The 26861-nt window shown below is 61.6% G+C and carries 20 protein-coding genes; 11 read left to right on the plus strand and 9 right to left on the minus strand.

What is annotated here, in order from left to right:
* Positions 1-31: 31 nt before the first annotated feature.
* Entirely contained in the window at positions 32-667 is a 636-nt protein-coding gene (locus M0639_RS29110; protein ID WP_054801726.1) for a TetR/AcrR family transcriptional regulator C-terminal domain-containing protein, read from the minus strand.
* 176 nt (positions 668-843) lie between these two features.
* Between M0639_RS29110 and M0639_RS29115 the strand changes: the two genes are divergently transcribed.
* From M0639_RS29115 to M0639_RS29160, 10 genes are all read left to right on the plus strand, one after another.
* Positions 844-1824 (plus strand): helix-turn-helix domain-containing protein, encoded by a 981-nt coding sequence (locus M0639_RS29115; RefSeq protein ID WP_047270147.1) that lies wholly within the window; start codon positions 844-846, stop codon positions 1822-1824.
* Between the two features lie 204 nt (positions 1825-2028).
* A complete protein-coding gene (gene oxdA, locus M0639_RS29120) occupies positions 2029-3090 on the plus strand; it encodes an aliphatic aldoxime dehydratase (RefSeq protein ID WP_064075482.1) in 1062 nt (353 codons plus the stop codon).
* A 115-nt stretch (positions 3091-3205) separates the two neighbouring features.
* Positions 3206-3574 (plus strand): ArsR/SmtB family transcription factor, encoded by a 369-nt coding sequence (locus tag M0639_RS29125; protein ID WP_007735244.1) that lies wholly within the window; start codon positions 3206-3208, stop codon positions 3572-3574.
* A 44-nt stretch (positions 3575-3618) separates the two neighbouring features.
* Complete coding sequence (locus M0639_RS29130; protein ID WP_054187255.1) at positions 3619-5025, plus strand: substrate-binding protein; 1407 nt, start codon at positions 3619-3621, stop codon at positions 5023-5025.
* Positions 5026-5139: 114 nt separating this feature from the next.
* Entirely contained in the window at positions 5140-6705 is a 1566-nt protein-coding gene (locus tag M0639_RS29135) for an amidase (RefSeq protein WP_064075483.1), read from the plus strand.
* Positions 6706-6778: 73 nt separating this feature from the next.
* Positions 6779-7402, plus strand: coding sequence for a nitrile hydratase subunit alpha (gene nthA / locus M0639_RS29140; RefSeq protein WP_042450854.1), 624 nt, complete (start codon positions 6779-6781; stop codon positions 7400-7402).
* 26 nt (positions 7403-7428) lie between these two features.
* Positions 7429-8067, plus strand: a complete 639-nt coding sequence (gene nthB, locus M0639_RS29145; protein ID WP_042450645.1) for a nitrile hydratase subunit beta — start codon at positions 7429-7431, stop codon at positions 8065-8067.
* 98 nt (positions 8068-8165) lie between these two features.
* Entirely contained in the window at positions 8166-9365 is a 1200-nt protein-coding gene (gene zigA / locus M0639_RS29150) for a zinc metallochaperone GTPase ZigA (protein WP_050655935.1), read from the plus strand.
* 151 nt (positions 9366-9516) lie between these two features.
* Positions 9517-11334 (plus strand): ABC transporter substrate-binding protein/permease, encoded by a 1818-nt coding sequence (locus tag M0639_RS29155; RefSeq protein WP_003946057.1) that lies wholly within the window; start codon positions 9517-9519, stop codon positions 11332-11334.
* 4 nt (positions 11335-11338) lie between these two features.
* Positions 11339-12085: an amino acid ABC transporter ATP-binding protein gene (locus tag M0639_RS29160; protein ID WP_003946070.1), complete on the plus strand. Its 747-nt coding sequence runs from the start codon at positions 11339-11341 to the stop codon at positions 12083-12085.
* Here the strand turns inward: M0639_RS29160 and M0639_RS29165 are convergent.
* The 7 genes from M0639_RS29165 to M0639_RS29195 form a co-directional block, all read right to left on the minus strand.
* Positions 12071-13267: an RNA polymerase sigma factor gene (locus M0639_RS29165; protein ID WP_064075485.1), complete on the minus strand. Its 1197-nt coding sequence runs from the start codon at positions 13265-13267 to the stop codon at positions 12071-12073. The genes M0639_RS29160 and M0639_RS29165 overlap by 15 nt on opposite strands.
* A gap of 8 nt (positions 13268-13275) precedes the next feature.
* Positions 13276-13683 (minus strand): YciI family protein, encoded by a 408-nt coding sequence (locus tag M0639_RS29170; RefSeq protein ID WP_003945999.1) that lies wholly within the window; start codon positions 13681-13683, stop codon positions 13276-13278.
* Between the two features lie 152 nt (positions 13684-13835).
* A complete protein-coding gene (locus M0639_RS29175; protein ID WP_003946002.1) occupies positions 13836-14450 on the minus strand; it encodes a response regulator transcription factor in 615 nt (204 codons plus the stop codon).
* Positions 14447-15589, minus strand: coding sequence for a sensor histidine kinase (locus M0639_RS29180; RefSeq protein WP_054782137.1), 1143 nt, complete (start codon positions 15587-15589; stop codon positions 14447-14449). Before M0639_RS29180 ends, M0639_RS29175 begins: the two co-directional genes overlap by 4 nt.
* Positions 15590-15631: 42 nt before the next feature.
* Complete coding sequence (locus tag M0639_RS29185; RefSeq protein WP_003946064.1) at positions 15632-16423, minus strand: ABC transporter permease; 792 nt, start codon at positions 16421-16423, stop codon at positions 15632-15634.
* Positions 16420-17358, minus strand: a complete 939-nt coding sequence (locus tag M0639_RS29190; protein ID WP_003945975.1) for an ABC transporter ATP-binding protein — start codon at positions 17356-17358, stop codon at positions 16420-16422. The genes M0639_RS29185 and M0639_RS29190 overlap by 4 nt, the downstream gene beginning before the upstream one ends.
* Positions 17355-17591 carry a hypothetical protein gene (locus tag M0639_RS29195; protein WP_228401538.1) on the minus strand — a complete coding sequence of 79 codons (237 nt, stop codon included), beginning with the start codon at positions 17589-17591 and terminating at the stop codon, positions 17355-17357. Before M0639_RS29195 ends, M0639_RS29190 begins: the two co-directional genes overlap by 4 nt.
* Positions 17592-17825: 234 nt before the next feature.
* On the opposite strand from M0639_RS29195, the gene M0639_RS29200 reads away from it, so the two are divergent.
* Positions 17826-19907 (plus strand): PhoX family protein, encoded by a 2082-nt coding sequence (locus M0639_RS29200; RefSeq protein ID WP_064075486.1) that lies wholly within the window; start codon positions 17826-17828, stop codon positions 19905-19907.
* Positions 19908-19985: 78 nt separating this feature from the next.
* On the opposite strand, the gene M0639_RS29205 is transcribed toward M0639_RS29200, so the two are convergent.
* Positions 19986-26828, minus strand: a complete 6843-nt coding sequence (locus M0639_RS29205; RefSeq protein ID WP_248671218.1) for a DUF7927 domain-containing protein — start codon at positions 26826-26828, stop codon at positions 19986-19988.
* Positions 26829-26861: the final 33 nt, after the last annotated feature.

Here is a 26861-nt window from a genome sequence, read left to right on the forward strand (position 1 = left end):
TCCTTGTCGGAGAATCACGCTCGAAGAGAGTTCATTCCATCGAGCTGTTGAGTACGGCGTCGGGTATCTGGAGGGTGGCGAAGATGACGGCAACCGCCTCCTCGAGGGAGTAGCCGAAGCTCTCGCCGGTGGCAGTCTTCTGGATGACGAGGCCGAAGATCGCAGACCAGAAGGCCTTGGACTCGACGTCGATGCCCGCGCGCAGCTGCCAGCCGGTGCGGATCAAGGTACGGAGGAGGGCGGTTTCGCCCGAGGAATGCAGAGTGCGAAGCGTCTCGGAGATCAGATCGCGGAGTTCACCACGACGACCCGTCATCATCATCGCTTCCACGAACAGTTCGACACTGGGAGCGCCCGAGCCGAGGAGTGATCCGACCAGCTTCTTGGTGTAGTCGCCGACCGTGTCGGCGTCGGCGGCATCGACCTCGGCACGCTTGCCTGCGCGCAGAACGGCCGCGCACGCCACCTCGACGAAGAGCTTCTCTTTTGAGCCGTAGTAGTAGGTCACCTGGTTGGGATGGGCGCCGGCGGCCGTGCAGATCTGCGCGATGGAGACGCTGTCGCCGTGCTCGAGGAACAGCTCGGTTGCGGCGTTGAACAGCGCCATGCGCGTCTGCTTGCCCGACTCACGCGTCGCGCGCGCTGCGGGAACTGCCTCGGTGGCCATCACGAACTCCTACTTGTTTGTGCGACAAACAATAACTCGGCGTTGTTTGTATGGCAAACAATTTCTTCCCGACGCGATGACATGTCGACTTCTATCGACATGTCTGATGTGCGGGATTACTCTCTGAACATCGAGCACCCGAGAACTTCGGCTTTTCTGCGAGGAGGCGCCCTGCAATGCTCGCGCGATCCGGCTTCTCCCTGCCCACACGCACGACTCTCACGGGCGACTGGGCAGATTTGTTGCGCGAGCATTTTGTCGCGCTCGACGTATCCGATATCGGAGACGGCGATCGATTCAGCGGGGCCGTCCACTCGGCCCAACTCGCACACGTTCGGGTATCCGCAGTTCAATCGATGGAACAACGAATAGTCCGTAGCAACAGCCTCATCAAAAGCGACGGCGCGGACTATCTGCAGATCGGGATGATCCGCCGCGGTAGCGCGGTAGTGCGCCAAGACGACCGCGAATGCGTCCTGCGACGTGGCGACTACGTCCTGTACGACACCACGCGCCCCTTCGATTGGCAGATCGAGGGACACGCACACGACGGCATCTGGGGACTCGAGGTGTTCACCTGGCCACGGTCGTACCTGTCGCTCAGCGACGCGGAGGTCACGAGCCTGACCGCCATCGCCTTCGACGGACACGCGGGCCTGAGTGGCCTGCTCGGTCGCTTTCTTCACGATCTTGCCTCCGTCCGCATGACGTCCGACGCAAGCGGAGACGAAGAGGAAGTCGTCAACGAGATCGGCAACCTGGTCAAGTCCGTTCTTCACACAACTGCGCGACCGATCACCTCGCGGCGAACCAGCCTCTACGAATCCGCCCTGTCGGTCATAGACGCCCGCATCGCAGACCCGGCCCTGTCTCCGGTGGACATCGCGGGATCGGTCAAAGTCTCCATTCGGCAGTTGCACCGAGCCTTCGCCGAACACGGCACGACGGTGTCACGGTCGATTCGCAGCCGTCGACTCGACGGTTGCCGTCGTGAGATCGTGCAACGACACGGAGTAGAGCGGTCGCTGACCCAGATTTCTCACCGCTGGGGATTCACCGACCTGGCCGCCTTCAGTCGAGCCTTCAAGGCGGAATTCGGAATCAGCCCGCGGCGGTACCGGTCGCAAGCAGCGGCCCCCACAAGTACTACCCGCTGATCTGTAACATCTTCGGACACTTACCCATTGAACATGGTGTTCAAAATTTTCTGTCGCCGAAGCGTATCCACAATTCTTGGCACGGTAGGCCAAGCATCGGGCGCTGACGGCCAAGTTTGCTCGGCTGAGCGGGCGTAGATTTTCGGCACGGCGTTGCCAAGTGCCAGGCACCCGATTCGACCACCTACATCACAGGGAGCACTCATGGAATCTGCAATCGGCGAACACCTTCAATGCCCGCGCACTCTGACCAGGCGGGTCCCGGATACCTATACGCCACCGTTTCCCATGTGGGTCGGGCGCGCAGACGACACATTGCACCAGGTCGTGATGGGCTATCTCGGCGTGCAGTTCCGCGGCGAGGATCAGCGCCCGGCAGCACTGCGGGCGATGCGGGATATCGTCGCCGGCTTCGACTTGCCGGACGGACCGGCACACCACGATCTCACCCATCACATCGACAACCAGGGCTACGAGAACCTGATCGTGGTCGGTTACTGGAAAGATGTTTCTTCCCAACATCGTTGGAGCGCATCACCTCCAGTATCCTCCTGGTGGGAGTCCGAAGACCGCCTGTCGGACGGATTGGGGTTCTTCCGCGAGATCGTGGCACCGAGAGCCGAACAATTCGAAACGCTCTACGCGTTCCAAGACGACCTCCCCGGAGTGGGAGCTGTCATGGACGGTGTCAGCGGCGAAATCAACGAGCACGGCTACTGGGGTTCGATGCGCGAGCGGTTTCCGATCTCCCAAACCGACTGGATGCAGGCCTCGGGCGAACTACGGGTCGTCGCCGGTGACCCCGCCGTAGGTGGACGCGTAGTAGTGCGGGGACACGACAACATCGCACTGATCAGGTCCGGGCAGGACTGGGCCGACGCGGAAGCAGACGAGCGCAGCCTCTACCTGGACGAAATCCTGCCCACTCTTCAATCGGGCATGGACTTCCTCCGCGACAACGGCCCGGCCGTCGGGTGCTACAGCAACCGATTCGTACGCAATATCGACATCGACGGAAACTTCCTCGACTTGAGCTACAACATCGGCCACTGGGCCTCCCTCGACCAACTCGAACGGTGGTCGGAATCCCACCCGACCCATCTACGGATCTTCACGACGTTCTTCCGGGTGGCCGAGGGCCTGTCGAAATTGCGTCTCTACCATGAGGTCTCGGTATTCGATGCCGCCGATCAGCTCTACGAGTACATCAATTGCCATCCCGGGACCGGAATGCTGCGCGACGCGGTGATCACCGCCGAGCACTGACCGAAGTCGCCGGCAATCTTCGGCCACATTCTTTCCCTCGGAGGCAACTCGAGATATGTTGACGGGTGTCGACATATCTCAGTAGAGACCATCGAGGAAGCGCGGACAGCAGACAGTGACTACTCAACGAAACGAAGAGTTGGCGTTTGCTGTGCTGGCCGACCAAGTGCGTCGACAGATTCTCGACACGCTGGCTACACACGGCGAGTGCAACGCGGGCTTCATCAGCGATCAAATTTCGACGGTCGGTCGCACCACGGTATCCACACATCTCAAGGCGCTGCGGTTGTCCGGCGTGATCGTCGAACGGCGTCAAGGACGTCATCGCCTGTTCTCGATAGATCCATCGGGGCCCGCCAACGATGCACTCCAGTTCCTGCGCGACGTCCTCGGGCGAGCGCTGGAAGCAGGTTCGAACGCCTCCGAGTTGCCGGCCACTGCGACTGAGGATTCAGACGTCGCATCGGTGCGTCGCCGAGCGTGAGGCCTTGTTGAGCCCCAGCACCTATTTCAGGCAGGAAGTAGAACGTGCCAGGTCTCTCCGTAACGGCACAGATCGTGACGACCGACCCACCAGGGTCAGCCTTCGAGCGCCTCGAAACGGGGCAACTGCTCGAACTCGAATGTGAGCAACTGACGGTCGGGGCCGCTGCCGCCATCTCCCTTCCCGTCGGCGACGGCGCACGCGCAGATCCAGTCGGAATGCCGATCACGCTGTTGGGATACGTCGCCGGCGTGAAGCGGGGCCGATCGGTCGTGATCGTGCACCACCAACCGTGGCGCGGCCGCCTGACGATCCGGTTCTTTCCCGACGGCGCCGGGACCCGGATCGTTCTCGAGTCCAGCCTCGATCAGGACGGCATTTCCTGGCTTGCCAACAAGCGCGGATTCGCTCCACCCGAACCTCCGCGTTCCGACCGACATCGGATCGGGCTGCTGGTCAGCAAATCCGGCCCGGCAGCTGTATTCGCCCAGGCGACAGAAACACTCGCAGCCCTGGCCGTGGAAGAAATCAATGCCGACGGCGGCATCGGCGGCGTTCTCGTCGACTTGGTGATCGGCGATGACGCTTCCGACTCGGCGGCCGGAGCGGCGACCGCACTGCGATTGGTGAAAAGCGGATGTCGCGCCGTTTTCGCGTGCGTGACATCGTCGACCTTCAATGCCGCTGCATCTGCATTGCAGAACACCGGTGTGCTGTTAGTGCACACAGTTCTCAACGAGGGAGGTCGATCGCGTCCGGGAGTCCTTCGATTGGGTGAGCGACCACTCGACCAGACGCGAGCAGGTATACCCGCAATGATGTCCGAGACCGGTTCTCGCACTTGGTTCCTGGTCGGCCAGCAGTATTCGTGGTCGTTCGGAGCGCATTGGGCGGCCCGGCGTGTGATCGCCGAATCCACAGGTTCGGTGGCCGGCGAAGTCTACGTACCGTTGGGGACAACCGACTTCTCACGCATCATCGAGTCGATAGCCGACTCCGGGGCCGAACTGATTCTTTCCACCCTGGTGGGCCATGACGAGGTCTTCTTCGAACGACAATGCGCCCAGCACGGACTGCGGGCCACCACGCGGACGTTTGCATTGGTCCTCGACGAGGCCACTCAGCAGCTCATCGGCAATTCCGATGCCGACGGAGTCTGGGCGGCATTCGGCTACTTTCAATCCGCAGCCGGCGATCACGACCTCGAAAAGCGATACAGCGCGAGCTCGAACGAACTCCTGCCTCCGCTCAGTTCCCTGTCGGAGACAACATACGAAGCGATCGTCGCTTACGCACGCGCAGTCGAACGAACGTCGGCAGGCGATCCGGAAACAGTACTTCGGCAGCTTGTCACGACATCGAAAAGCTCTACGAACAACGGCGTTCCACTGCATCGACCGATTCTGCTCGCTGAATCACGCCGTGGGCGCCTGTACCCCCGCTCTCTCTGAGCGCGCGTAACCCGAACTTAACGAGTCAATATGTCGATACCTATTGACGCAATTATGGATCCGGCCCTAGTCTGAAAGACAAGTGAAGCCGATCACATCAGGAGCACACTTCTCATGGCGACAATCCGACCTGACGACAATGCAATAGACACCGCCGCAAGGCATTACGGCATCACTCTCGACCAGTCAGCCCGGCTCGAGTGGCCGGCACTGATCGACGGAGCACTGGGCTCCTACGACGTCGTCGACCAGTTGTACGCCGACGAGGCAACCCCGCCGACCACGTCACGTGAGCACACGGTGCCAACAGCGAGCGAAAATCCTTTGAGCGCTTGGTATGTGACCACAAGCATCCCGCCGACGTCGGACGGCGTCCTGACCGGCCGACGCGTGGCGATCAAGGACAACGTGACCGTGGCCGGAGTTCCGATGATGAACGGGTCTCGGACAGTAGAGGGGTTCACTCCGTCTCGCGACGCGACTGTGGTCACTCGACTACTGGCGGCCGGTGCAACCGTCGCGGGCAAAGCTGTGTGTGAGGACCTGTGTTTCTCCGGTTCGAGCTTCACACCGGCAAGCGGACCGGTCCGCAATCCATGGGACCCACAGCGTGAAGCAGGTGGATCATCCGGTGGCAGTGCGGCTCTCGTCGCAAACGGTGACGTCGATTTTGCCATCGGCGGGGATCAGGGTGGATCGATCCGGATCCCGGCGGCATTCTGCGGCGTCGTCGGACACAAGCCGACGTTCGGGCTCGTCCCGTATACCGGTGCATTTCCCATCGAGCGAACAATCGACCATCTCGGCCCGATCACACGCACGGTCCACGATGCCGCACTGATGCTCTCGGTCATCGCCGGTCGCGACGGTAACGACCCACGCCAAGCCGACAGCGTCGAAGCAGGTGACTATCTGTCCACCCTCGACTCCGATGTGGATGGTCTGCGAATCGGGATCGTTCGAGAAGGTTTCGGGCACGCGGTCTCACAGCCCGAGGTCGACGACGCAGTCCGCGCAGCGGCACACAGTCTGGCCGAAATCGGTTGCACGGTAGAGGAAGTAAACATCCCGTGGCACCTACATGCTTTCCACATCTGGAACGTGATCGCCACGGACGGTGGTGCCTACCAGATGTTGGACGGCAACGGATACGGCATGAACGCCGAAGGTTTGTACGATCCGGAACTGATGGCACACTTTGCTTCTCGACGCCTTCAGCACGCCGACGCTCTGTCCGAAACCGTCAAACTGGTGGCTCTGACCGGCCACCACGGCATCACCACCCTCGGCGGCGCGAGCTACGGCAAAGCCCGGAACCTCGTACCGCTCGCCCGCGCCGCCTACGACACTGCCTTGAGACAATTCGACGTCCTGGTGATGCCCACACTGCCCTACGTCGCATCCGAACTACCGGCGAAGGACGTGGATCGTGCAACCTTCATCACGAAGGCTCTCGGGATGATCGCCAACACAGCACCGTTCGACGTGACCGGACATCCGTCCCTGTCCGTTCCCGCCGGCCTGGTGAACGGGCTTCCGGTCGGAATGATGATCACCGGCAAGACCTTCGACGATGCGACGGTCCTCCGGGTCGGGCGCGCATTCGAAAAGCTTCGCGGCGCGTTTCCGACGCCTGCCGACCACATCTCCGACTCTGCACCACAACTCAGCCTCACCTAGTTCTGTATCCGCACTTGCACAACAAATTCCACCGATTCACACATGATCAGCCCGCATAGAAAAGGTGAACCAGATGTCAGTAACGATCGACCACACAACGGAGAACGCCGCACCGGCCCAGGCGCCGGTCTCCGACCGGGCGTGGGCACTGTTCCGCGCACTCGACGGTAAGGGATTGGTACCCGACGGTTACGTCGAAGGATGGAAGAAAACCTTCGAGGAGGACTTCAGTCCAAGGCGCGGAGCGGAATTGGTCGCGCGGGCGTGGACCGACCCCGAGTTCCGGCAGTTGCTTCTCACCGACGGTACCGCCGCGGTTGCCCAGTACGGATATCTGGGCCCCCAGGGCGAATACATCGTGGCAGTCGAAGACACCCCGACCCTCAAGAACGTGATCGTGTGCTCGCTGTGTTCATGCACCGCGTGGCCCATTCTCGGCCTGCCCCCTACCTGGTACAAGAGTTTCGAATACCGTGCGCGAGTGGTACGTGAGCCACGGAAGGTTCTCTCCGAGATGGGAACCGAGATCGCGTCGGACGTCGAGATCCGCGTCTACGACACCACCGCCGAAACTCGCTACATGGTTCTCCCGCAACGTCCAGCAGGCACCGAAGGCTGGAGCCAGGAACAGCTTCAAGAGATCGTCACCAAGGACTGCCTGATCGGCGTCGCAGTCCCGCAGGTCCCCACCGTCTGATCACCCCGACAAGAAAGAAGCACACCATGGATGGAGTACACGATCTTGCCGGAGTTCAAGGCTTCGGCAAAGTCCCGCATACCGTCAACGCCGACATCGGCCCCACCTTCCACGCCGAGTGGGAACACCTGCCGTACAGCCTGATGTTCGCCGGTGTCGCCGAACTCGGGGCATTCAGCGTCGACGAAGTTCGATACGTCGTCGAGCGGATGGAACCACGCCACTACATGATGACCCCGTACTACGAGAGGTACGTCATCGGCGTCGCGACACTGATGGTCGAAAAGGGAATCCTGACGCAGGAGGAACTCGAAAGCCTTGCAGGGGGACCGTTCCCACTGTCGCGGCCCAGCGAATCCGAAGGGCGGCCGGCACCCGTCGAGACGACCACCTTCGAAATCGGTCAGCGAGTACGCGTGCGCGACGAGTACGTTCCGGGGCATATTCGAATGCCTGCGTACTGCCGCGGACGAGTGGGAACCATCTCTCATCGGACTAGCGAGAAGTGGCCGTTTCCCGACGCAATCGGCCACGGGCGCAACGACGCCGGCGAAGAACCGACGTACCACGTGAAGTTCGCCGCCGAGGAATTGTTCGGTAGCGACACCGACGGCGGCAGCGTCGTAGTCGACCTTTTCGAGGGTTACCTCGAGCCTGCGGCCTGATCGTCCAACATTCCGGGCGGCGGTCACGCGATCACAGCGTTTCGCGTGACCGCCGCCTGATCACAGCAATTCTCTCATTCGGAAGGACACTGGAAATCATGGTCGACACACGACTTCCGGTCACGGTGCTGTCAGGTTTCCTGGGCGCCGGGAAGACGACACTACTCAACGAGATCCTGCGAAATCGAGAGGGTCGGCGGGTCGCGGTGATCGTCAACGACATGAGCGAAATCAACATCGACAGTGCAGAAGTCGAGCGTGAGATCTCGCTCAGTCGCTCCGAAGAGAAACTGGTCGAGATGACCAACGGCTGCATCTGCTGCACCCTGCGAGAGGATCTTCTCTCCGAGATCAGTGCCTTGGCCGCCGATGGCCGATTCGACTACCTACTCATCGAATCTTCGGGCATCTCCGAACCGCTGCCCGTCGCAGAGACGTTCACATTCATCGATACCGACGGCCACGCCCTCGCCGACGTCGCCCGACTCGACACCATGGTCACCGTCGTCGACGGCCACAGTTTTCTGCGCGACTACACGGCTGGTGGCCGCGTCGAAGCCGATGCCCCGGAAGACGAACGAGACATCGCGGATCTGCTTGTCGATCAGATCGAATTTGCCGACGTCATCCTGGTTAGCAAGGCCGATCTCGTCTCGCACCAGCACCTGGTCGAATTGACCGCAGTCCTGCGCTCTTTGAACGCATCCGCTGCGATAGTTCCGATGACGCTCGGTCGCATCCCACTCGACACGATTCTCGACACCGGTTTGTTCTCGCTCGAAAAGGCTGCACAGGCCCCCGGATGGTTACAAGAACTCCAAGGTGAACACATCCCCGAAACCGAAGAGTACGGAATCAGTTCGGTGGTGTACCGCGAGCGCGCACCCTTCCACCCCCAACGGCTGCATGATTTCCTCAGCAGCGAGTGGACCAACGGAAAGTTACTTCGGGCCAAGGGCTACTACTGGAATGCCGGCCGGTTCACCGAGATCGGGAGTATTTCTCAGGCCGGTCATCTCATTCGCCACGGATACGTCGGCCGTTGGTGGAAGTTTCTACCCCGTGACGAGTGGCCGGCCGACGATTACCGTCGTGACGGAATCCTCGACAAGTGGGAAGAACCCGTCGGAGACTGCCGACAAGAACTCGTCTTCATCGGCCAAGCCATCGACCCGTCTCGACTGCACCGAGAACTCGACGCGTGTCTACTCACCACAGCCGAGATCGAACTCGGGCCAGACGTCTGGACCACCTGGAGCGACCCCCTGGGCGTCGGCTATACCGACCAGACCGTTTGATATTGATCTCTTCGGCACGAGATTCCCCGACCTGGCGATACTTAAAATCACGCTGATTTGAAGGCATGCCCGCAGCGCAACGGCCCCTTGTCCGAAAACTGTCAACAGTTCTACACGGAGAAATGGCTACCCTTAGGTTTACGCTGCACGCATGTTTTCTTCCGTCGCAGCGAAGATCCGCCTGGTGGTGGCACTGCTCCTCACTGCCCTCCTGGCGCTGACTCTGTCATCGTGCTCGAGTGGCTCGGATTCGTCGGCAGCCCCCACAGACCTGTGTGCACCTCCAGGAGTGGGAGCCGCAACCGCGGCGCCCACCAACCTGGATGCGGCAGCGGGTGCGGGCGCCGAAGACCGCTACACCACGGCCACCGTCACCCCGGTCGATCAGATCGACACCTCGAAGCTGAATCTGATCAAACCCGGGGTCATCACGGTCGGCACGCTCGGTGACGCGCCCCCGAGCATCTGCGTCAACTCCGAGAATCAGTACACCGGATACGACAACGAGCTGCTGAAGGCCGTCGCGGACAAGCTGGGCCTGAAGGTCGAGTTCGTCGGCACCGAGTTCGCCGGGCTTCTCGCCCAGGTTGCCGGTCGACGCTTCGACGTCGGCTCGTCGTCCATCACCACCACGGACGACCGTCGCAACACCGTCGGCTTCACCAACGGTTACGACTTCGGATACTTCTCCCTCGTCGTGCCTAACGGCAGCCCGATCACCGGCTTCGGAGACCTGGATGCCTCCAAGCGCATCGGCGTCGTGCAGGGAACCGTGCAGGACGACTACGTCGTGAACACGCTCAAGCTCGATCCCGTGAAGTTTCCCGACTACGCCACGGCGTACGCGAACCTCAAGTCCGGACAGATCGACGCCTGGGTAGCTCCGTCTCAGCAGGCCGAAGGTGCAATCGCTCCCGGTGATCCGACCTCGATCATCCAGAACACCTTCTCGGTCAACAACTTCGTCGGTTGGGCGGTGAACAAGGAAAACCAGCCGCTGATCGACGCCCTCAACTCCGGCCTCGACGCAGTCATCGACGACGGAACCTGGTCTCAGCTGTACGCCGACTGGGTACCGCGCCAACTCCCTGAAGGCTGGAAGCCCGGATCCAAGGCCGCGGCCACTCCAGAACTGCCCGACTTCGCAGCCATTGCCGCGGAAAACGCAGCAAACGGCGACGGTGGCGATACCGCGTCGTACCAACCGAAGTCGACGCTCGAACAGCTCAAGGACACGTTCTTCGACTGGGATCTGTACAAGAAGGCATTCCCCGATCTCCTCAAGACCGGTCTTCCCAACACCCTGATCCTTGCGCTCGCGTCCGGCATCATCGGCACGATCCTCGGCATGCTGCTCGCTGTCGCCGGTATCTCGCGCACCCGTTGGCTGCGCTGGCCGGCCCGCGTCTACACCGACATCTTCCGTGGCCTGCCCGCAGTCGTCATCATCTTGATCATCGGGCTCGGCGTCGGACCGATCGTCAAGGGAATCACCGGTAGCAATCCGTACTGGCTCGGTGTCGCGGCACTGTCACTGCTCGCGTCGGCATACATCGGTGAGATCTTCAGATCCGGAATCCAGAGCGTCGAGTCCGGGCAGCTCGAGGCTTCACGTGCCCTCGGTTTCAGCTACCGAAAGTCCATGTCGCTGGTCGTCATCCCGCAGGGTGTACGACGCGTTCTGCCGGCGTTGATGAACCAGTTCATCTCGCTGATCAAGGACTCGTCGCTGATCTACTTCCTCGGTCTGCTCGTCACCCAGCGGGAACTCTTTGCCGTCGGACGTGATCTCAACGCCCAGACCGGCAGCCTGTCCCCGCTCGTTGCGGCAGGCTTGTTCTACCTTGCTCTGACCATCCCGCTGACGCACCTCGTCAACTACATCGACAACCGACTCCGGACCGGACGCGCCGACACTTCAGGCACGTTGGATCCGCTCGAGCAGGCCATCGTCGTGGAAAGGGGCTGAGGACATGACCACCAGCTCTGAACTGAAGTCCGTATCGCTCACCGGCAAGGACCTGCATCTGTCCTTCGGCACCAACAAGGTGCTTCGCGGCGTCAACCTGCACGTCGACGCCGGAAACACCGTCACCGTCATCGGGCCCTCCGGTTCGGGCAAGTCGACGCTCCTGCGCGTGCTGAACCGTCTGCACGAGCCCGAGCAGGGTGACGTGCTGCTCGACGGGAAGTCCGTCCTGAAGGACAACCCCGACGAGCTACGCCAGCGGATCGGCATGGTGTTCCAGCACTTCAACCTGTTCCCACACAAGACCGTCGCCGAGAACATCGCACTCGGGCCGAACAAGCTCAAGGGTTTGTCGAAGGAGCAAGCTCGGGCGCTCGCGCTCGAGCAGCTGGATCTGGTGGGGCTCAGGGAGAAGGCCGACTCGCGGCCCGGCAACCTTTCGGGTGGTCAGCAGCAGCGCGTCGCCATTGCCCGCGCCCTGGCGATGAAGCCCGAGGTCATGTTCTTCGACGAGGCGACGTCAGCTCTCGACCCCGAACTGGTCAAGGGTGTTCTGGCATTGATGGCCGATCTCGCGAAGTCCGGCATGACCATGGTCGTCGTGACGCACGAAATGGGTTTCGCGCGTTCCGTTTCCGACAAGGTGCTGTTCATGGATCGCGGCGCCGTAGTCGAAACCGGTACTCCGGAACAGCTTTTCGACGATCCCGAAACAGATCGACTGCAGGCGTTCCTCTCACAGGTTCTCTGACTCAGGGGCGCTTGCAGGGGATCGACGGGCGTTGATCCTCGACGCCTGAAGCATCAGATGGTCACGTTCGGCGAGGTTGGATGCCTTGTGCGCTGCATCGGCATACAACCTCGCCGCCGTCTCCAGGTCTCCGTCGCGTTCACGGAGATAGGCCTCGACTGCGGCATGGCGTGGAAGTGAATCGTCGAGCGCTGCAAGAGCTGCCAAGCCGGCGCGTGGCCCGTCCGCCTCGCCGACCGCCACCGCTCGGTTGAGCCGGACGATCGGGCTGTCGGTCAGGGCTGCGAGTTCGTCGTACCACTCCACGATCTGCACCCAATCGGTCTCGTCTGCTGTGAAAGCGTCGGCATGGAGTGCGGCAATGGCGGCCTGGGCCTGGAACTCACCCAGTCGGTCGCGAGCGAGAGCTGACTGGAGGATTGCGACTCCTTCGGCAATCGAATCGGTGTCCCACCGGCTGCGATCCTGCTCGGCTAGCGGAACCAGACTGCCGTCCGCGGCAGTTCGCGCGGCTCGACGAGCGTGATGGAGCAGCATCAGTGCGAGCAACCCTGCGACTTCGGGGTGATCGATCGCGGCCGCCAACTGCCGGGTGAGCCGGATGGCCTCGGCAGCCAGGTCGACGTCGCCGGAGTACCCCTCGTTGAAGACCAGATAGAGGACACGCAGGACGGTGGCGACATCGCCGGGTTGCTCGAACCGGACGCCGGAGACCGTGCGCTTGGCTCGGCTGATGCGCTGAGCCATAGTCGCCTCGGGCACCAGGTAGGCCTGCGCAATCTGGCGGGTGGTCAGCCCGCCGACAGCGCGCAGCGTGAGTGCGACGGCGGACGACGGCGTCAACGACGGGTGCGCGCACAAAAAGTAGAGCTGGAGTGTGTCGTCCACGCCCGGCACCGACCCGCTGACCGGCCGCTCGCCTGGCTGCTCGCCTGGCTGCTCGTCAGCCCGAAGCTCCCGCCTGCGGCGAGCCGCATCCGACCGGATCCCGTCGAGGAACCGCCGCCCGGCCACCGTGACCAGCCAGCCCTTCGGGTCCCGCGGCGGGTTGTCCGGCCAGACCCTGACCGCCTCGAGCAGAGCGTCCTGCACGGCGTCCTCGGCCGACGCGAAATCTGCTCCGCGGTGGACGAGGATGCCGAGCACGCTCGGAGTCAGACTCCGAAGCAGGGCGTCGTCCATGACAGGTTTCAGTCCGTGATGGTCGGCGGCTCGGTCAGGAACGGGCGCAGTTCGAGCCATTCGTGAATCGGCTTCCCGCCTGCGCCGGGCGCGGCCGAGAGCTCGCCGGCCAATTGGACGGCACGGTCGTAGTTGTCGACGTCGATCACCATCCAGCCGGCAATGAGGTCCTTGGTTTCCGCGAACGGACCGTCGGTGACCGGCGGGCGACCCTCACCGTCGTACCGGACAAAAGTGCCCTCAGGAGCGAGAGCCTGACCGTCGACGAACTCGCCCGCCTTCTCGAGCCGATCCGCGAAGTCCTGCATGTACTTCACGTGGGCCGTGATCTCGTCCGGCGTCCACTGGTCCATCGGCACGTCGTTGACTGCAGCCGGAGCGCCGCGGTAGTGCTTGAGCAGCAAGTACTTGGCCATCGTGAATCTCCTCTGTGTCGGTGCCACCCATTCTGGTCGCACTTCACTACAGGGACGAAGCAAGTCGGGGATTCTCGACATTGCGGGGCCTTCGGCCCTGTGCGCCTTTTTGGTAGTGCCCGCAACCAGAAAGGCGCACGGGGCCGAAGGCCCTAAATCCACCCCTGCCGGCGGGCGATCACTGCGGCTTCGTGCCGATTGGCTGCACCGAGTTTGGTGACAGCTGACGACAGATAGTTTCGGGTGGTACCCGCAGACAGGTGTGCCCGGGAAGCGATCTGCTCGATGGATGCTCCGTCGGCCGCGTACTCGAGTACGTCCGCTTCGCGCGGAGTAAGCGGTGAGTCGCCGGCGCCGATTGCCTCGGCAGCCAACGACGGATCGACGTACCGCCCGCCCGCGTGGACGCTGCGGACCACCTCGGCGAGCGTCGCCGCAGGCGTCGTCTTCGGCAGAAATCCTCGGACGCCTGCTGACAGTGCCTTCTTCAGATACCCGGGACGCCCGTGGCTCGTCACGATGATCGAGACGCACCCCGAGACCGTCTGCGCAATCTGTTGCGCCGTCTCGATGCCGTCGATACCTGCCATTTGAAGGTCGAGCACGGCTACGTCAGGTTGATGTTTTGCAGCAGCGACCACGGCATCCTCGCCGGATTCGGCTTCCGCGACGACAACGATGTCGTCCTCGAGCGACAACATCATGGCCAGAGCCGAGCGGATCAGGTTCTCGTCGTCGGCCAGCAGTACCTTGATCGGCTCGGTCACCGAGACTCCTTCGTTCGGGACGGAAAGTGGGCGGTGAGGGTGAAGCGATCTTCGTCCTGCACGGTTTCGACAATTCCTCCGACGGCGCCGACGCGCTCGCGCAATCCGTTCAGGCCGGTTCCGTTGTTCGGCTCTGCGATCCGTGCGCCGTCGTTGGCGATCACGACGCCGTCCGCGAACACTTCGATGCTGCAATTCTCGGCACTGGAGTGCCGGAGAATGTTGGTGACGCCTTCACGGACGACCCAGGCGGCAGCTTCGGCCAGTTCCACCGGCAGCTGATCTGCCGATCCACGTATCGCAGTGGAGATTCCGGCGGCCTCGAGCAGAGACTGCGCACCGGCCAGCTCGGACGCCAAGGCGATGGACCGGTATCCCCGAACCAACTCGCGCGCTTCGTCGAGTGAATCTTGCGCAAGTTCGCGTACTTCGTCCATCTGCGCGGCGGCACGATCGTCGCCGCGCCGTGAAAGAGTAGCTGCAAGTTCACTTTTCACCGCAATTGCAGACAGTGCCCGCCCGACGACGTCATGGAGATCGCGTGAAAATCGCAACCGTTCCTCGGCGACGGACAGAGCGGCAGCGGCTCCGCGTGCCTCGTCCAATTCGGTGACCATCCGCAGCAGCCACACCGACATGTAGACGGTCAGCCCCATGAAGGCGGCGACGATTCCGACGGACACGCCGCTTTCCGGACCCGCAAGCAGTCCCAGTACAACCCCGGCGGCCACCGAGCCCACGATCAGCCAGCGCAACGACGTCAACCCCGCAAGGGGCACGACAAGGATTGCCGCCAGCCAGAAGTACGGGCCGTTCTCGCCATTGCTTCCCAAGGCAATTCCCGCCGAGCAGAACGCCGACAACGTCATCACGGCAAGAGGAATCTGGACGGGCTTGGCCACGACTCCGCCCAGATCAGGCATCCGAGACACGGCGATGACGCACGCAACGGCACTGATTCCGAGGAAGACACCCGACAGGTACCGATCCGCAACGACCTCGGTGACCGCACCGAAGCCACCGAAAACCACTGCGACCATGATGAACGATTGCCGCGTGTAGAGGCGAACCTTGTCGACGTTCGACGCGGTTCGCCACGTCCGTCTCGGATTCCAGCGTCCGAAGTTCTGCGCGATCATGCCCACTACCTTCTCAGAGTTCTACGAACGCTTCTCAGAGTTCTACGAACGCGGTTCCCAGCGGAAGTGGACGTTCGCGATCAGAACCGAACCGACGATCCACGCCAGCATGACCAACAGCGGTTGCGCAGCCGAACCGAAGGTGTCGACAAATCCCGCTGCCGCACCGGGCGCATCGCCCAGATCAGCCAGTTCGCCAGTGGTCCGCCCCAGCCATCCGAGATTGAGAAGGTCCACTACTGCGGCCAGCGGAGTGAAATCGAGAATGCGAGCAACGTTGTCCGGCACGACATTCCTGATCGAGGACATACCTGCCGTCGCCAGAATCAGAATCGGCATGCAGGTGATCTGCGCCGCCTCTGCATTTCGCGTGACAGCCGAAGTGATCAACGCCAGCGCCGTGAAGAGCGCGGCGCCGCCGATCACCGCGACCAGCACCAGGACCGGATTGACCGGAGCACTACCGCCCAGAACCATCACGGCGATTCCGATCACCACCGTCAACAGGCCGGTGAGAACCCACGACGGCACTGCCGGGCCCGCGAGGATCTCGGCGTCGCTGCATTCCCCTGTCCGTAGTCGCTTGAGAACCAACTCGTCACGACGCGTCGCGTACACCGACAGGAGGTTGTAGAAGACCACGAACACGAGCAGGAAGAGTGCAAACACCTCGAGGCCTGCCGACACCGACTTGTCGGACAACCCGCCATCGCGCGACAGGTACAGCATCCCCACGGGAAAGATCAACGGGAGGACGATTGCGTTGAAGAGCAACAGTCGATTTCGTCCCAGGAGCGTGAACTCCGAACGAGACAGGGTTGCTATGCGGTTCATGCTGACGCTCCTTCGAGAGTTGCGTGATGATCGAATTGGTCTGCAATGGAGAGGAATACGGTCTCCAGGGATGCCGCGCGGGCATCCAGGCCGGTCAGCAGGATGTTGTTGTGCTGTGCCCACAGCAGCAGTTCCGTCAGCGTCTCCTGCACTGTGCGAGTGGTGATCACCACCAGATCGTTTTCGACGCGTACCTCCGCGCCGGCCAGGGCCGGGAGCGGAAGACCGGGACGGTGCAGTTTGATCTGGGCAGGATGATCCGCGACGACGTCCGCCACGGTTCCGCTGCGCACCACCGATCCTCGGTGCATGATCGCCAACTGGTCGCACAGGGACTCGGCTTCGTCCAGGTAATGCGTCGTCAACATGATGGTGACGCCCGACGCTTTCAAGTCAGCGATCAATTGCCAAGTGTTACGTCGACTTTCGGGATCCAAACCAGTAGTCGGCTCGTCGAGAAACAGGACGAGTGGCCGGCCGATGATCGCGCACGCCAGATCCAGTCGCCGCGCCTCACCTCCCGAGAGGAACTTCACGCGGGTATCACCACGGTCACGCATGTCCACGCGCTCGAGCACCTCGTCCACGGGCAGCGGATTCGAGCAGGTTCCGGCCCACATCGCCAAACTCTCACGAGCAGTCAGGTCTTGGGGCAAGCCACCCTTCTGGAGCATGATGCCAAGCGACGGGCGAATCTGCTTGCGGTTGCGCACCGGATCCATGCCCAGAACGCGCACCGTTCCGGCACTGGCTCGTGAAAGACCCTGAATCACTTCGAGGGTGGATGTCTTGCCGGCACCATTGGTTCCGAGGAGGCCGAACAGCTCGCCTTCCTGAACACTCAGATCCAGATTGCGAACAGCATCGAACGCCTCCTTACCGGAGCCGTAACGCCGCGACATTCCGACTACGTCGATCACGGGATCGCCCTTCATCGCTGCGCCTCCGCTCGGTTCCAGCCGCGCAGTCCGATCACGAATCGGATACCCGCATAGACAGCGAGAGCGGCAACAAGAATCCAGAACACGGGATTGGAGCCGATGATCGCGAACAGCACTCCGATGATCGCAATATTCACGACGATCACAACAAGTTCGCGGCCCATCGTGGGTGCGGGTCCGATGTCCATCAGGTCCGTCAGGAGGCTTCCCTCATGTGGTTCTCTCATGCATCCAAGCTTCGCGGGAAGTCAGAGCCGAAAACAGTGCACTGCGTCATCACCTGCGGTGACACCGTCACGGATCAGCGATGACAAATGTCATGCGACGTCCCCGCGGGGACGCGTCGTAAACCGCGGGTAAGGGTCACCTCGTTGTTTTGCCGTTCATTTTTACGTTCCTTTACCCTTGCTTAGAGCTTCTACGGTTCCCGAAGTCCGTACATCGAATCTCGGGAGTTCACGGTGGCTATCAAGCCTTTGGCCTTGTTCGTCAAACACGACGGCGTGTCTGCGCGCGCGTCGATCACCTGCCAGTACAAGTGCGGAAACGCGTGCTCTCACGAGGTCCCCAACACCTCGGGCGGCGAGTACTTCCGCGACATCGCACGCACAGCGCTGAGTCGTCGCGGCTTGCTCCGGGGCAGCGGCATGGCAGTCCTCGCGGTGGGAGCGGGCAGCGCCCTCGTCGCGTGTTCGGACGAATCCGCAAGTGCGGAACCGGGAACCGGTTCGACGAGCGGCAGCAGCGGCGGATCGACACCAACGGGGACGAACTTCAGCGCTGTCGCGCCCAACAAGGAAGACAAGGTCACCGTCCCTGACGGATACGATCAAGCCGTCGTGATTCGCTGGGGTGACGCCGTTCTCGCCGGCGCCCCGGCTTTCGACTTCGACAAGCAGACTGCGGCAGCGCAGGAACTGCAGTTCGGATTCAACAACGACTTCGCCGGATTGCTCCCGGTCGACGGGCAGCCCAACACCTACCTACTCGTGGTCAATCACGAATACTCCACCGAGCCGGCGATGTTCCGCGGCTACGATGCGGAGAACCCGACCGAGGAGCAGTTCAAGATCGGCCTCGCCAGCCACGGACTGTCGGTCGTCCAGGTCAAGGGCGAATCCGACAACGGCAAGCTCGTACCGGAGATCGGATCGAACAACCGCCGCATCACCGGAACCACGGAATTTGTCGTGACCGGCCCCGCTGCAGGTAGCGACTTCCTCAAGACGAGTGCCGATCCCACGGGAACCAAAGTGCTCGGCACCCTCAACAATTGCGCCGGCGGCGTCACCCCCTGGGGCACAGTGCTTTCCGGCGAAGAGAACTTCAACCAGTACTTCGCGAACGCCGAGGGTGTCACCGATCCCACGGTGGCAGCACGGCTGAAGCGCTACGGTCTTGCCGGTGCCGCTTCCGAGCGCAAGTGGGAACGCTTCGACAAGCGGTTCGATCTGGTCGCAGAACCCAACGAGGTCAACCGATTCGGATACGTCGTCGAGATCGATCCCTGGGATCCGTCGTCGACTCCGATCAAGCACACAGCGCTCGGACGTTTCAAGCACGAAGCCGCCACCATTTACATCACGTCGGACGGCACCGTCGTCGCCTACAGCGGCGACGACGAGCGCTTCGACTACATGTACAAGTTCGTCTCCAGCCGAAAGATGCAGGACGGCAAGAGTCAAGCAGCCATGCGCCACAACATGACTCTGCTCGACGCCGGAACACTGTACGTCGCAAAGCTCAGCGGAAACTCCGCCGGCGAGATCGACGGCAGCGGCAAACTTCCGTCGGACGGTAAGTTCGACGGAACCGGCGAGTGGGTAGCCATCCTGCGCACCGGCGAAGACGGCAAGGGCGAATCGCTGGTCGACGGCATGAGTGCCGAAGAGGTAGCTGTCTTCACCCGCCAGGCCGGCGACAAGGTCGGGGCAACGAAGATGGACCGCCCCGAGGACTTCGAGGCAAACCCGAAGAGCGGCAAGGTTTACGTCGCGCTGACCAACAACACCAAGCGCGGAGTCGACGGCGGCGCCGCGGCCGACGAGGCGAACCCGAGGAACAACAACAAGAACGGCCAGGTCCTCGAAATCGCCGACGACCACGCCGGCACCACCTTCGGCTGGAATCTTCTTCTCGTCTGCGGAGATCCGGCCACAGCCGATACTTACTTCGGCGGGTTCGACAAGGGCAAGGTCAGCCCCATCTCATGCCCGGACAACCTTGCCTTCGACCCGCACGGCAATCTGTGGATCTCCACCGACGGCAACGCACTCAAGTCCAACGACGGGCTGTTCAGCGTTGTCCTCGAAGGCGAAAACCGCGGTGAGACAAAGCAGTTCCTCACCGTTCCCGTCGGCGCCGAAACCTGCGGCCCCATCGTGGACGAGAAGCGCGTCATCGTCTGCGTCCAGCACCCCGGCGAGACCGACGACGCCAGCATCGAAAGCCCCGCATCCCATTGGCCAGACGGTGGTTCTTCCCAGCCTCGCCCGTCGGTAGTTGCAGCCTGGAAGAAGGACGGATCTCGGCTCGGCTCGTAACACACATGAAAACGACGTGGGGCAGATCGCATACTCTGCGATCTGCCCCACGTCGTTTACCTCAGATTCTCAAGAGAATCAGTTGTCACCGTCCTCGCGACGCTTACGCGTCAGGAGAACAACACCCGTTCCCAGCGCCAGCAGCAGAACCAATCCACCTGCTGCGAGCAACCCGGTGTTCACGCCACTCTCACCAGCGCCACCACCCGAGTTGATCGTCCCGCCCTGAGGAGCAGACGGCTTCGGCTGACCCGGCTGACCCGGGTTTGCTGTCGGCGGCTTCGGCTGTCCCGGAACCGTGCTCGGAACCGGCTGACCCGGAACCGTCGGCGGTACGACGATCGGAGGCACAACGACGATCGGGGGAATGATGATCGTCGGTGTAACCGGCACCGTCGTGTTCGGAACCGTCGTGGTCGGCGGAACTGTCGTGACCGGCAGCGTTGTCGTCGGCGGCGTCGTTGTCGTCACGCCACACGGATCCACAATCTCCTCCGCGACAACTTCTTCTGTCGTGGTCTCCTCTGTGGTGGTCTCCTCCGTGGTGGTGGATTCCTCCGTACCGGTCACATCAGCGTCACCGGCAGTGATCGCGCTAGCCGTCGTCGTCGCAACCGTTGTCGTCGGAACCATCCGCGTGGTCGTCGTCGGAGGAACACAGGGCTCCGTCGTGACCGGCGGCGTCGTGGTGGTCGTCGGCGGCACCGTAGTGGTGGTCTCCGGCGGGTCTATCGGGTGTTCGGTGCAGAGAGCGTCGCCCGGGACACAGTCCACTGGCGGGTTCTCGCCACCAACCACCAGGTAGTTGTTCAGGACACCCGGAGTGAATCCGGGACCTGACAACGTTCCGATCTCAGGATTGACCTTGACGGTGTACGTCACGGTCGCGCTCTCACCCTTGGCCAGCTTGCCGGTGACCGTGAAGACGTTGTCGACGACACCCGAAACAACCAGCGTGGAAGTGGTAGCCGGATCCTTCGTCATTACTGCATCGTCGAGAACATCGGTCAGATCGTCGTAGAAACTGATCTCACCATCCGCGGTGCCCACATTCTTGAACGTGAGCGTGTACGTGATCTCCTGGCCGCCAACCACACGGTTCGTGGTGGACGGAACAGAGGACTTCAGTACCTCGATCGCGGGTGTGCCATCCACCGGGTGTTCGGTCGTCACCGGCGGAGGAGTGATCTCCGGACCCGTCGGCGGCTTCGCAGTACCGGTGACCTTGTTGTTGATCAGAACCCCGCCGGCGACACCGTCGTTGATCTTCACCTGGTAGGTCAGGACAACCGACTTACCGGCTTCCAATGCACCGGTCCAGGTGAGCGTGGTGCCCGACAGGGTCGGAGCAGCACCGTCGACACCGTCAACAGTCGCCTTCAGCGAACCGTCCACCAACGTCGCGTTGTCGAGAACCTTCGACAGATCATCGGTCAACACCACCGGATCAAGAGTCGTGTTACCCGTATTCGCACCCGTCACCGTATACGTGATCGTCTGACCCGCAGCAACATTGGTACCCGACACCGGATCCGCAGCCTTCGCGACCGTGAACCCCGGAACCTTCACCGGATGCGTCGTGCACAGCTGCGTCACCGGATCACACACCTCCGGAGGATCAACCGGCGGAGTCGTCCCCGGAACAACGAAGTTGTTCACGAACACCCCACCGACCACATCGGCATTGACCTTCACCGAATACGTCACCGTCTTGCTCTCGCCGGCCGCCAAGGTTCCCGTCACCGAGAAACCATCACTGCCGACCATCGTCGCAACCAACGGAGCATCAGCAGCCAAACCACTCAATGCACCCTTGTCCACAACCTGACGCAAATCATCGAAGTACGCCACCTCACCCGCACCGTTACCGGTGTTCGAGAACGAAAGCGTGTACTTGATGTCCTGACCGGCAACAACATTCGAACCCGAAACCGGATCAGAAGACTTCACCACAGCAATCTTCGGAGAGACCACCGGATGCGTCGTGCACAGCTGCGTCACCGGATCACACACCTCCGGAGGATCAACCGGCGGAGTCGTCCCCGGAACAACGAAGTTGTTCACGAACACCCCACCGACCACATCGGCATTGACCTTCACCGAATACGTCACCGTCTTCGTTTCGCCGGCCGCCAAGGTTCCCGTCACCGAGAAACCATCCGTGCCGACCATCGTCGCAACCAACGGAGCATCAGCAGCCAGACCACTCAATGCACCCTTGTCCACAACCTGACGCAAATCATCGAAGTACGCCACCTCACCCGCACCGTTACCGGTGTTCGAGAACGAAAGCGTGTACTTGATGTCCTGACCGGCAACAACATTCGAACCCGACACCGGATCAGAAGACTTCACCACAGCGATCTTCGGAGACACCACCGGGTGTTCGGTCGTCACCGGCGGAGGAGTGATCTCCGGACCCGTCGGCGGCTTCGCAGTACCGGTGACCTTGTTGTTGATCAGAACCCCGCCGGCGACACCGTCGTTGATCTTCACCTGGTAGGTCAGGACAACCGACTTACCGGCTTCCAATGCACCGGTCCAGGTGAGCGTGGTGCCCGACAGGGTCGGAGCAGCACCGTCGACACCGTCAACCGTTGCCTTGAGCGAACCGTCCACCAACGTCGCGTTGTCGAGAACCTTCGACAGATCATCGGTCAACACCACCGGATCAAGAGTCGTGTTACCCGTGTTGGAACCGGTCACCGTGTACGTGATCGTCTGACCCGCAGCAACATTGGTACCCGACACCGGATCCGCAGCCTTCGCGACCGTGAACCCCGGAACCTTCACCGGGTGTTCGGTCGTCACCGGCGGAGGAGTGATCTCCGGACCGGTCGGCGGGTTCGCAGTACCGGTGACCTTGTTGTTGATCAACGTGCCGCCGGCGACACCGTCGTTGATCTTCACCTGGTAGGTCAGGACAACCGACTTACCGGCTTCCAATGCACCGGTCCAGGTGAGCGTGGTGCCCGACAGGGTCGGAGCAGCACCGTCGACACCGTCAACCGTTGCCTTGAGCGAACCGTCCACCAACGTCGCGTTGTCGAGAACCTTCGACAGATCATCGGTCAACACCACCGGATCAAGAGTCGTGTTACCCGTGTTGGAACCGGTCACCGTATACGTGATCGTCTGACCCGCAGCAACATTGGTACCCGACACCGGATCCGCAGCCTTCGCGACCGTGAACCCCGGAACCTTCACCGGATGCGTCGTGCACAGCTGCGTCACCGGATCACACACCTCCGGAGGATCAACCGGCGGAGTCGTCCCCGGAACAACGAAGTTGTTCACGAAAACCCCACCGACCACATCGGCATTGACCTTCACCGAATACGTCACCGTCTTCGTTTCGCCGGCCGCCAAGGTCCCCGTCACCGAGAAACCATCACTGCCGACCATCGTCGCAACCAACGGAGCATCAGCAGCCAAACCACTCAATGCACCCTTGTCCACAACCTGACGCAAATCATCGAAGTACGCCACCTCACCCGCACCGTTACCGGTGTTCGAGAACGAAAGCGTGTACTTGATGTCCTGACCGGCAACAACATTCGAACCCGACACCGGATCAGAAGACTTCACCACAGCAATCTTCGGAGACACCACCGGATGCGTCGTGCACAGCTGCGTCACCGGATCACACACCTCCGGAGGATCAACCGGCGGAGTCGTCCCCGGAACAACGAAGTTGTTCACGAAAACCCCACCGACCACATCGGCATTGACCTTCACCGAATACGTCACCGTCTTCGTTTCGCCGGCCGCCAAGGTCCCCGTCACCGAGAAACCATCACTGCCGACCATCGTCGCAACCAACGGAGCATCAGCAGCCAAACCACTCAATGCACCCTTGTCCACAACCTGACGCAAATCATCGAAGTACGCCACCTCACCCGCACCGTTACCGGTGTTCGAGAACGAAAGCGTGTACTTGATGTCCTGACCGGCAACAACATTCGAACCCGACACCGGATCAGAAGACTTCACCACAGCAATCTTCGGAGACAGAACCGGATGCTCCGTCGTCACGGGCGGAGGAGTGATCTCCGGACCCGTCGGCGGCTTCGCAGTACCGGTGACCTTGTTGTTGATCAACGTGCCACCGGCAACACCGGCATTGACCTTCACCTGATAAGTCAAAACAACAGACTTACCCGGCTCCAGAACACCAGTCCACGAGAGCGCCGTCCCCGAGAGCGTCGGAGCAGCGGCAGCAGCACCGTCGACTGTCGCCTTCAGCGAACCGTCCACCAACGTCGCGTTGTCGAGAACCTTCGATAAATCATCAGTCAACACAACAGGATTGAGCGTCGTCTTACCGGTGTTCGTACCGGTCACCGTATACGTGATCGTCTGACCAGCATTGACGCCGGTACCCGACGCAGGATCCGCAGTCTTCGCGACAGTGAAACCGGGAACCGAGTGATTCGTCTCAACCGGCGGCGGAGTGATATCCGGACCGGTCGGCGGCTTCGCAGTACCCGTGACCTTGTTGTTCAAGACCGTACCCGCAGCGACACCGTCGTTGACCTTCACCTCGTAGGTCAGGACAACCGACTTGCCGGCTTCGAGAACGCCAGTCCACGAGAGCGTCGTACCCGACAAAGTCGGAACAGCCACGGAAGCTCCGTCAATGGTCGCCTTCAGCGAACCAGGAACGACAGCAGCATTATTGAGGACCGCACCCAGATCGTCATTGATCTGTACCGGATCAAGCTTCGTCTTGCCGGTGTTGGTGCCGGTGACGGTGTACTTGATCGACTCGCCGGCCTGAACCGTCGAACCGGAGATCGGATCGGCAGTCTTCGCCAGCGTAAAACCTGGAACCGAGTGATTCGTTTCCACCGGAGGAGGAGTGATGTCCGGACCGGTCGGCGGCTTCGCTGTACCGGTGACTTTGTTGTTCAGAACCGTTCCCGCGACAACGCCGGCATTGACCTTCACCTGGTATGTCAGAACAACAGACTTACCGGCCGGGAGATTCGCGGACCACGACAAAGTGCTGCCCGACAGAGTCGGAGCAGCAACAGGAGCACCGTCGATGGTCGCCTTCAGCGAGCCCGGTACGACAGCAGCATTGTTGAGAACCGCACTCAGATCGTCTTTGATCGTCGCGGGAGTCAGGGCCGTCTTGCCGGTGTTGGCACCGGTGACGGTGTACGTAATGGTGTCGCCGGCCTGAACCGTCGAACCGGAAACCGGATCAGCCGTCTTGGTCAGCGTGAAACCAGGCATGGGATGCGTCGTGCAGAGATTGGTTGCAGGATCACATGTTGTGGGGGGAGTTGTAGTCCCCGGAACCAGATAGTTGTTCAGAACTTTGTTGCCGCCGTCTTTGACAGTGACGGTGTATGTGACTGTCCCCTTGCCGCCGGCCGGCAACGTGCCGCCGACCTTGATCTTGTCGGCGCCGTTCAATGCGGCGGTGAGTCCGCCGGTTGCAGCACCGACCGCAACTGTTCCGTCATCAATGACGTCGGCGAGGTAGTCCGTGTAGTCGATCGTTGCCGGCGCAGTGCCCGGATTCTCGAAATTCAGAGTGTAGGTGATTGATTGGCCGATATTGACCGTCTCACCGGTAGGTGGTGACGACGACTTCTTCACGAGAACCGGGGTGTTCTTGACCTTGCAATACACGTTGTCACCCGGTGTAAGTGCTGCCTGCGCAACGTCACCGACCCTGAGGGCCTGGGTCACGCCGTTTACCTGGCAATCCCACGATGTCGCATAGTTCGCGGTCTTGGTCGCCGAGGTAGTTGGCTTCTCCCAGAACGTGACAGGGGTGGGCGTGGTATCTGCGAGGAGCGTCCGCCAGCCAGTCGATGCCGTCGTATCAGTCGCACCGGTCGTGGTGCTCTTGATCTCGGTTGCTGCAGCGGCGCCTGCATCAGCGTGGTGTCCGGTGCTCATGCCGATAGTGAAATCGTCACCGGGGGTGACGCGCGTGAGGTCCTTGTCGATCTTGACCTTCGACAGCAGCACACCGAACGCCAGGCCCTGACGCGAGGTCGCCTGAACGGTATTTCCGAAAGTGGCTGCGAAACTTGTCGGAGCAGTCGATGCAACGACCAGCGTTCCGGGCGTGCGCCCCTGGCCATTGACGTTGTTCCACGAATCGCATCGGACGGTATTGGCTGGCATACCCGTCAGCCCACCGTCACAGGCCCGAATTCCGGGGTAGGCAGGATCACTGTCGTCACCGACGGTACGTGCGATCTGCCGTAGAGGCTTGTCCGAATTGAAAGTGAGGAATTCACGGTCGTTCGTAGTATTGATATTCGCGTCTGTCGACTCGGCGTCGGCTGCTACGAGCCCGTAGTTGTTGACGGCGCCATTCGGCCCCGTCATCACGATGTTCTTCAGCGAGACTGTTCCACCGGACTGACCAGCGGTGGCTGAGGTTTGGTAGATCGCCGGCTTGATCGTCGTCGGCACACCCGTGTACGCGGAAGTTCCCAACGCTGCATAGTGCAACGTGGGAAATGCCTTCGTTTCGATCCCCTGGTGTGTCTTTCCCGCTACCGAGTCGGTGAGGAAAGCCTTGAAGTTGATCTTGTAACCGTCGGTGAGCTGGATTTCCATCGACTGCCCTGCCGCAGAAGCAGCCGTTGCCGCATCGAGCGTCGACATATCGATCCAGCAGATGTTCTGCGAGAACGGACCGGTGCCGGGGGCGCTGAATGCGCAGCCTTTTGCAGGCTGTTCATCCGGAAGAACAGCGGCGCGAGCCGGCGCCTGAGCCTGAACGGGGCCGCCGAGCGTCGCGGCCGGCTGCGCTGACGCAACCACTGCCGTCGCGCCGGAGATACCGAGAATCATCGCGATGGCGGTCCATACCACCGTCCACGCTCGCACCCAGGGCGGGAGCCCTGCGGTGAATATGGCCGACCTTGTCGGCGGTATGTCGTTAGGCATTTCTTACTCCCCAGGATGTGCCTGATCGATGTT

Source organism: Rhodococcus qingshengii JCM 15477 (genome assembly GCF_023221595.1).
GTDB classification, from domain to species: domain Bacteria; phylum Actinomycetota; class Actinomycetes; order Mycobacteriales; family Mycobacteriaceae; genus Rhodococcus_F; species Rhodococcus_F qingshengii.

Excerpts from the sequence above, each read along its gene's own strand:
- M0639_RS29110 (WP_054801726.1), bottom strand. The coding sequence starts at position 667 with ATGGCCACCGAGGCAGTTCCCGCAGCGCGCGCGACGCGTGAGTCGGGC.
- M0639_RS29115 (WP_047270147.1), top strand. The coding sequence starts at position 844 with ATGCTCGCGCGATCCGGCTTCTCCCTGCCCACACGCACGACTCTCACG.
- oxdA (WP_064075482.1), top strand. The coding sequence starts at position 2,029 with ATGGAATCTGCAATCGGCGAACACCTTCAATGCCCGCGCACTCTGACC.
- M0639_RS29135 (WP_064075483.1), top strand. The coding sequence starts at position 5,140 with ATGGCGACAATCCGACCTGACGACAATGCAATAGACACCGCCGCAAGG.
- nthA (WP_042450854.1), top strand. The coding sequence starts at position 6,779 with ATGTCAGTAACGATCGACCACACAACGGAGAACGCCGCACCGGCCCAG.
- nthB (WP_042450645.1), top strand. The coding sequence starts at position 7,429 with ATGGATGGAGTACACGATCTTGCCGGAGTTCAAGGCTTCGGCAAAGTC.
- zigA (WP_050655935.1), top strand. The coding sequence starts at position 8,166 with ATGGTCGACACACGACTTCCGGTCACGGTGCTGTCAGGTTTCCTGGGC.
- M0639_RS29155 (WP_003946057.1), top strand. The coding sequence starts at position 9,517 with ATGTTTTCTTCCGTCGCAGCGAAGATCCGCCTGGTGGTGGCACTGCTC.
- M0639_RS29160 (WP_003946070.1), top strand. The coding sequence starts at position 11,339 with ATGACCACCAGCTCTGAACTGAAGTCCGTATCGCTCACCGGCAAGGAC.
- M0639_RS29165 (WP_064075485.1), bottom strand. The coding sequence starts at position 13,267 with ATGGACGACGCCCTGCTTCGGAGTCTGACTCCGAGCGTGCTCGGCATC.
- M0639_RS29170 (WP_003945999.1), bottom strand. The coding sequence starts at position 13,683 with ATGGCCAAGTACTTGCTGCTCAAGCACTACCGCGGCGCTCCGGCTGCA.
- M0639_RS29180 (WP_054782137.1), bottom strand. The coding sequence starts at position 15,589 with ATGATCGCGCAGAACTTCGGACGCTGGAATCCGAGACGGACGTGGCGA.
- M0639_RS29185 (WP_003946064.1), bottom strand. The coding sequence starts at position 16,423 with ATGAACCGCATAGCAACCCTGTCTCGTTCGGAGTTCACGCTCCTGGGA.
- M0639_RS29190 (WP_003945975.1), bottom strand. The coding sequence starts at position 17,358 with ATGAAGGGCGATCCCGTGATCGACGTAGTCGGAATGTCGCGGCGTTAC.
- M0639_RS29195 (WP_228401538.1), bottom strand. The coding sequence starts at position 17,591 with ATGAGAGAACCACATGAGGGAAGCCTCCTGACGGACCTGATGGACATC.
- M0639_RS29205 (WP_248671218.1), bottom strand. The coding sequence starts at position 26,828 with ATGCCTAACGACATACCGCCGACAAGGTCGGCCATATTCACCGCAGGG.